Raw genomic sequence first — 6581 nt, forward strand, 5'->3', positions numbered from 1 at the left:
AGCTGATAATTATGAAAACACATCTATGGGCAATGTTAATGTGCCTGAATACAGTTCGGTAGAGCAAACCGAGTTTATAAATAGCCAAGCAACGATATATGCGGAACTTGTAAAAGATATGTCGCCTGAAGAAAGAGAAACTGTTGCTAAAGAGATTATAGAAATAGCTAAAGAAGAACCGACTGTAAGTAATATTAAGTCGTTAAATTATATTTGGCTAGCTAAAAGAGCGGAAGTGCAAAACAGAATTAGAGGCGGAAAGGGCTACTAAGAATAAGTTAAAAGCTAAGTCTAGTTTCCCTTCTAGTTCTGTAAAGCCAGCTTCTACTCATTCGCAAGAAGAAATATATGCAAGAATGCAGCAGATTACTAATGTTGAAGAACTTGAAAAATATGCAAAGAAACATGGACTAATCTAAAGTAGGGCGCATAAAGACCTTAATACAGCAATCTTTATGGCAAGAAGTAAAATTATGGCGGGCGCATGAAGACATCTTCTTAAGGCTCAAGCTGTTTTGGAGAAAGTTATGTTGCCACAAATTGACGCAGATTCGAAAGGATTCCATGGCAGTGTCGCATTTCCTCATGTTGAGGAAACGAAAGAGTTTAAGTCGGTGGTAAAGCCAAGGGTTGACCTCGCTGGTGAGCAAGCGGCTAAATCAATTGAACTTATGACGAAAAAGGTCGTAGGTGGCGGATTATTGCGTAGAAGAGCTGATAACAACGACACTTATCAGAAAACTTTGTTTATGGGTGATTCTAATCTTAATTCGACGATAGTACTCCAGCATGATAGTTTAAAAGGTTCTGTGTCTTGGACGGGTGCGAAAATAACATTCATGTCGCCTGATGACCCTTCTTATGGGATAACTGTAACTGCTAAACAACAGACGGATACAGCTACGACCGGGGTAGTAGATATTTCGCCAGCTCTTCCTGCAGTTCCTGCTGTTGGTACAAAATTCAGAATTGTTGTATGTACCGGTATGAATTCGACTGCTAATGCTCATAAAAACATATTGACATCGAAAGCATTAAGATTAGCGTTAAGAGATTTACAACTTAATCTTGCTAAGCCTATGCAAGACGGCAGTTATGTATGTATAATCGATCCTTATATGAGATATAACTTTATGGACGATAAGGCATGGATGAATGTCAGTCAGTACCAAGATAAGATGAATATCTATAATGGTGAAATAGGGAAAATGTGGAACATCAGATTTGTAGAAGTGAGCAATGCTTATACTGAGGATGAAGCAGGTACATTCGACGTAGCAGGTAATGGCGTAATCCATTTTGCCACATTGCTCGCTCAAGACGCTTATGATGTTGCAGAGCTTGAGGATGATAGCAAGAAGATTTGCATTAAAACATGGGAACAATTATGGCAACCTCTTCCGTTGCGTTCTGAAGTATGGTGGGACATAATATTTACAACGAAAATACTCAATGCTAATTTCGGCGTAAATATAGCGTGTACTACTACTGACGGTGCTACTACTTAATAAATTAAGTAAATAGTATAAAAGTATGCAACTATTGCATACGGCTGAGGGCAGTTTGCTCCTACGTTCTGCCCTCAGCATTTTAAAAACGATGTAATGATATGCACATGTTGGATATGTTAGATGAAATAAGACGATGTCTTAAAGAGCCGTCGGATGACAGTGGTAACGTCGGACGTTGGAGCACACTAGAACTGTTAAACCGTATGAATTTGGCGTAAGCGGACATATGTCGTACGTCGTTATGTATGACAAATACTAGTGGGTTAGTATATGTTGGGAGTGCTTTTAGTCTTCTTACTGACTGCATACAAATAAAAAATATCATGTATAACAACATTAAATTAACGCGGACAACAGAAACTGAACTTGATCACAGAGCTAAAAAATGTGAAATACTTCCTAGTTGGCGAGAGACGGCTAGGTGACAAGCTGTTTCGGTGTTATTCTACATGGTATGATGCGCAGTATTGACAAAAAGCAGTTTATTTTTTATAATAAGCAGTCGTTAGATGTGAGTGCTAAAATAAGCAGTAAGAATCATAAAAGGACAGGGGGGAAGTTAAATTATCAGACCATTAGGTGACAAGCTGTTTCGATGTTATTCTACATGGTATGATGCGCAGTATTGACAAAAAACAATTTATTTTTTATAATAAGCAATCGCTAGATGTGAGTGCTAAAATAAGCAGTAAGAATCATAAAAGGACAGGGAGGAAGTTAAATTATCAGACCATTAGGTGACAAGCTGTTTCGGTGTTATTCTACATGGTATGATGTGCAGTATTGACAAAAAACAATTTATTTTTTATAATGAGCAGTCGTTAGAGGTTAGTGCTAAAATAAGCAGGAGGGATCATAAAAAGACAAGGAGGAAGTTAAATTATCAGACCATTAAGTGACAAACTGTTTTGGTGTTATTCTACGTGGTATGATGCACAGTATTGACAAAGAACAATTTATTTTTTATAATAAGCAGTCGTTGGAGGTTAGTGCCAAAGTAAGCAGTAAAAATCATAAAAAGACAAGGAGGAAGTTAAATGATTAGACCATTAGGTGACAAGCTTTTAGTTAAGCCTACGGAGGCGAAAGAAGTAAAGAAGGGTGGAATCATTATTCCGGATACCGCGAAAGAAAAACCTCAGGAAGGTGAGATTATTGCGGTAGGAACAGGTAAAAAGACTGATGATGGTAAGGTAATAGCTTTAGATGTAAAGGCAGGCGACAAAGTTCTTTTTGGGAAGTATTCCGGAACAGAAGTAAAAATTGACGATGTGGAGTACCTCATAATGTCTCAAGATGATATTTTGGGAATCATTAGTTAATTAGTTTTTGGAGAGCAGATGGTTAAATTTAAGTAGCTAAGGCTGAAATATATAAGAACAAGGAGAAAGTAATATGGCAAAACAGTTGATTTATAATGATGAGGCTCGTAAAGCTATGAAGAGCGGTGTTGATAAACTTGCGAATGCAGTAAAGGTTACTCTCGGACCTAAAGGCAGACATGTTGTTTTGGATAAAAAGTTCGGTTCTCCTATAGTTACAAATGATGGCGTAACAATTGCAAAAGAAATTGAGCTTGAAGATCCTTTTGAAAATATGGGCGCTCAGCTTGTAAAAGAAGTTGCTTCGAAAACAAACGATATAGCGGGAGACGGAACTACAACTGCCACAGTTTTGGCGCAGTCCTTAATCAATGAGGGTCTTAAGAATATAACAGCCGGAGCAAACGCAAATCATATAAAGAGAGGCATTGAGAAAGCAGTTGCTTCTGTCATTGAGGAAGTGAAGAAAGTTGCAAAACAGGTAAAAAATAAAGAAGAAATTGCCCAAATTGCTTCAATATCTGCAAACGACAAAGAAATTGGTAACTTAATTGCTGACGCAATGGAGAAGGTAGGGAAAGATGGTGTTATAACTGTTGAAGAGGGAAAATCTTCAGAAACTACTCTTGACGTTGTAGAGGGTATGCAGTTTGATAGAGGATATAGTTCGCCTTATTTTGTAACAGATACAGAAAGAATGCAGGGTATTTTAGAAGACCCTTACATAATAATTACAGATAAGAAGATTAGCTCGATGCAGGATATTCTTCCTTTGCTTGAGAAAGTTGTACAGACCGGCAGACCTTTTGTAATTGTTGCTGAAGATATAGAGGGCGAAGCTCTTGCAACTTTGGTTCTTAACAAAATTCGCGGGACCCTAAAAGTTATAGCTGTAAAAGCTCCAGGATTTGGCGATAGAAGAAAGGAAATGCTTCAAGATATAGCGGTTCTTACAGGTGGCACGGTTATTACAGAAGAAACCGGATTGAAACTTGATAAGGCTACGCTTGAACTTCTTGGTCAAACAAAGAGAGTTGTTGTAGATAAAGAAAATACAACTATAGTTTCAGGTCTTGGCGATAAGAAAGAAATTGAAGCAAGAATATCTCAAATCCGTAAGCAGATTGCAGATACAAAATCGGATTATGATAAGGAAAAACTTCAAGAAAGACTTGCAAAATTGGTTGGTGGCGTTGCAGTTATAAATGTGGGAGCGGCAACTGAATCAGAAATGAAAACAAAGAAATTTAAGGTTGAAGATGCTTTAAATGCGACAAGAGCAGGCGTCGAAGAAGGTGTAGTAGCAGGCGGTGGAGTGGCTCTTCTTAAGGCTCAAGCTGTTTTGGAGAAAGTTATAGCCGTAGATGCTGATGAGAAGACAGGTATTGAAATTGTTCTTAAAGCTCTTGAAGGGCCAATAAGAATGATAATTGAGAATGCAGGGATCGAGGCATCCGTAGTAGTTGACAAAGTTAAGAATTCGAAAGATGCGACTTTTGGTTATAATGCGGATACAAACGAATATGTTGATATGATAAAAGCCGGTATTGTCGATCCTGCAAAAGTAACAAGAACAGCGTTGGAAAATGCAGCTTCAATCGCAGGTCTTATTCTTACGACAGAAGCATTAGTAACAGACATTCCTGAGAAGTCTCAAAAGTCTTCTATGGGAGCGGGAATGCCTCCAATGCCTGAGTATTAATAGTAACAAAAGAAAGAAGCCTCGGAATAATTCTGAGGCTTCTTTTAGTTGCGTCAAATGTTTTGTCGTGTAACATCACTGTATCACCATGGAAAAATTTTTTTCCACCACAATTGTGTTTTTGCTTCCAAAATCTTCAACTTGACATTGCTTTTAATTTTGGCAACTCCCACTATGGATGGAGCGTAGTGAAGATGTATTTCAAAATCATCATTTTTATAAGATACTTTTTTTACCGTGGTCGGGATAGGTATCATGTTACCGTTTTCTTTTCCGCCAATCAAGTGTACTAGGTAATGCGATATCTCTCTTTCATCGGTGATCATGGATAACACTATGTCGCCTTCTGAAATTTTCTTTGCCAATTTGCCGTTTTCGTCCTCAAGTATTTTAACGTCTAATTTTACAAATCCTAAATCGTAATCCGTAAAAGAAATAGGGTTTTGTTTTGAATTGTAGTCTGGTAGTTTTTTAAATTGTGTAAGATTTAGTTCTTCATTTGCAATTTCAACTTCGACTATGGTAGGGTGGAAGAAAGTTTTAATTATTATCGATACTTCGTCGGATGAAATAGAAATTATTTCTTTAAATGCTTGTTGTGTGTATAATTTAAATTTTTCTTCAATTTTTTGCGTATAATCTTCCATTGCGCCTACATCTAGTCGCGCTCCAAAAATTGCTTTTTCAAAAGAAAACCAATCAAGATTTGTGGATATTTCGTAGATTGATGGATTGTGAGAAAATGTCATACTGAAACGTAATATATCAGATGTCTTCATATTCGTGGCTATATGCATAAGTCCATAAATATTTTCTGCAGAAAATATTAATTTTATTTTAAATACTGTTATAAATTTTAAAAGAAAACCTATCGTTGTTATAGCTTTTTCAATATCGTTGTCAGAAAGAGAAAGCGCAAGTTCTGCCTCGGATTTTTCGCAGCCTGTTTCTTCCATCAACAATTTTATACAATCTTTTTCTTTCACAGTTTTTCCGTTCTGAATATAAAATCAAGTAATTTTGATATCGATGTATCAACTTTACAGTACCTCGTCTCCGTCATACCTCGTCATGCTTTGCCCGCCACACTCACATCAACCCACTGAAAAAGGTATAATCAAGCGCGCATATAAATAAGCTTTACCAAGGTAATGTAGAGCATCACAACATAATGCGCATTTTAGGAAATTGTGAAGTAGTTGCGAATAATGAAGTGAGGTTTTGTAATTTAAAGACTTGTGTCCTCTTTGCGTATTATATCAGAAAAACCATCTTTTGATTTTCTTATTTGCCAAACAATCTTCATTTCTATAAACGAACTGCTCTTTTATCGTCCTGCTAAAGCGCTAATAAAAGCGTTCATAGATGTTTTTGAGTTGTTGACGGGGTAATAATTTTAGTAGCTTTTATCGAAATATTGATGGTTCAAAGTTATCAAGTCTTAACAATCTTTAATAAGTTTTAACATTCTCTGCTTACAAATTGCTTACAATTCTGCACTTGGCAAAACCGCTAAAAGCGTTACCATAATCGGTAGTTGCTGATAGCTGTTGGCATTATGGAGATGAGGGGAGTGATGAAATGAATGCTTTAGAAATTGCAAAAAATATTAAATAATCTACGCTTAAAAATAAGCCATTTAAAGCTCCAAAAATTGTGTCAGGCGTATCACAATTTTGATACTCGAAACTCCGTTATTTGAAGAGAATATACTTGCTTGGGACTACGATACTGTTGTATTTTCTGTTAGAAAACAGAACATTAAAAGCGTTAGAGCAGGAATATTGACGATGTCGGTGGGACAGACTAAAGAAACTTGCGAGCACGTTTTAGGTATGCTTGTAAGTTTCTTTTTTTAATGTTCTGTTTTCTAACAGAAAATACAACAGTATCGTAGTCCCAAGCAAGTATATTCTCTTCAAATAAGCCATTTAAAGCTCCAAAAATTGTGTCAGGCGTATCACAATTTTGATACTCGAAACTCCGTTATTTGAAGAGAATATACTTGCTTGGGACTACGATACTGTTGTATTTTCTGTTAGAAAA

General features: G+C 36.6%; 6 protein-coding genes. 5 read left to right on the plus strand and 1 reads right to left on the minus strand.

The window, feature by feature from the left end; translation table 11 throughout:
• From LE180_RS05650 to groL, 4 genes are all read left to right on the plus strand, one after another.
• The coding region (locus LE180_RS05650) for a hypothetical protein (protein WP_374134484.1) at nucleotides 1–271 on the plus strand (271 nt) is incomplete at its 5' end.
• Nucleotides 272–527: 256 nt separating this feature from the next.
• On the plus strand, nucleotides 528–1508 hold the full coding sequence (locus tag LE180_RS05655) for a N4-gp56 family major capsid protein (protein ID WP_374134485.1): 981 nt from the start codon (nucleotides 528–530) through the stop codon (nucleotides 1506–1508).
• A gap of 1040 nt (nucleotides 1509–2548) precedes the next feature.
• Entirely contained in the window at nucleotides 2549–2833 is a 285-nt protein-coding gene (groES, locus tag LE180_RS05660; protein WP_374134486.1) for a co-chaperone GroES, read from the plus strand.
• 73 nt (nucleotides 2834–2906) lie between these two features.
• Nucleotides 2907–4535, plus strand: a complete 1629-nt coding sequence (groL, locus tag LE180_RS05665; protein WP_374134487.1) for a chaperonin GroEL — start codon at nucleotides 2907–2909, stop codon at nucleotides 4533–4535.
• Nucleotides 4536–4618: 83 nt separating this feature from the next.
• Here the strand turns inward: groL and LE180_RS05670 are convergent, their stop codons facing one another.
• Nucleotides 4619–5521, minus strand: a complete 903-nt coding sequence (locus LE180_RS05670; protein WP_374134488.1) for a hypothetical protein — start codon at nucleotides 5519–5521, stop codon at nucleotides 4619–4621.
• Between the two features lie 690 nt (nucleotides 5522–6211).
• On the opposite strand from LE180_RS05670, the gene LE180_RS05675 reads away from it, so the two are divergent.
• Nucleotides 6212–6394: a hypothetical protein gene (locus LE180_RS05675; protein ID WP_374134489.1), complete on the plus strand. Its 183-nt coding sequence runs from the start codon at nucleotides 6212–6214 to the stop codon at nucleotides 6392–6394.
• Nucleotides 6395–6581 lie beyond the last annotated feature (187 nt).

Origin of the sequence: Candidatus Endomicrobiellum pyrsonymphae (assembly GCF_020328025.1) — a bacterium.
GTDB classification, from domain to species: Bacteria; Elusimicrobiota; Endomicrobiia; order Endomicrobiales; family Endomicrobiaceae; genus Endomicrobiellum; species Endomicrobiellum pyrsonymphae.

What these genes read in the sequence shown, in the direction of transcription:
- groL (WP_374134487.1), top strand. Translation starts at nt 2,907, where the DNA reads ATGGCAAAACAGTTGATTTATAATGATGAGGCTCGTAAAGCTATGAAG.
- groES (WP_374134486.1), top strand. Translation starts at nt 2,549, where the DNA reads ATGATTAGACCATTAGGTGACAAGCTTTTAGTTAAGCCTACGGAGGCG.
- LE180_RS05655 (WP_374134485.1), top strand. Translation starts at nt 528, where the DNA reads ATGTTGCCACAAATTGACGCAGATTCGAAAGGATTCCATGGCAGTGTC.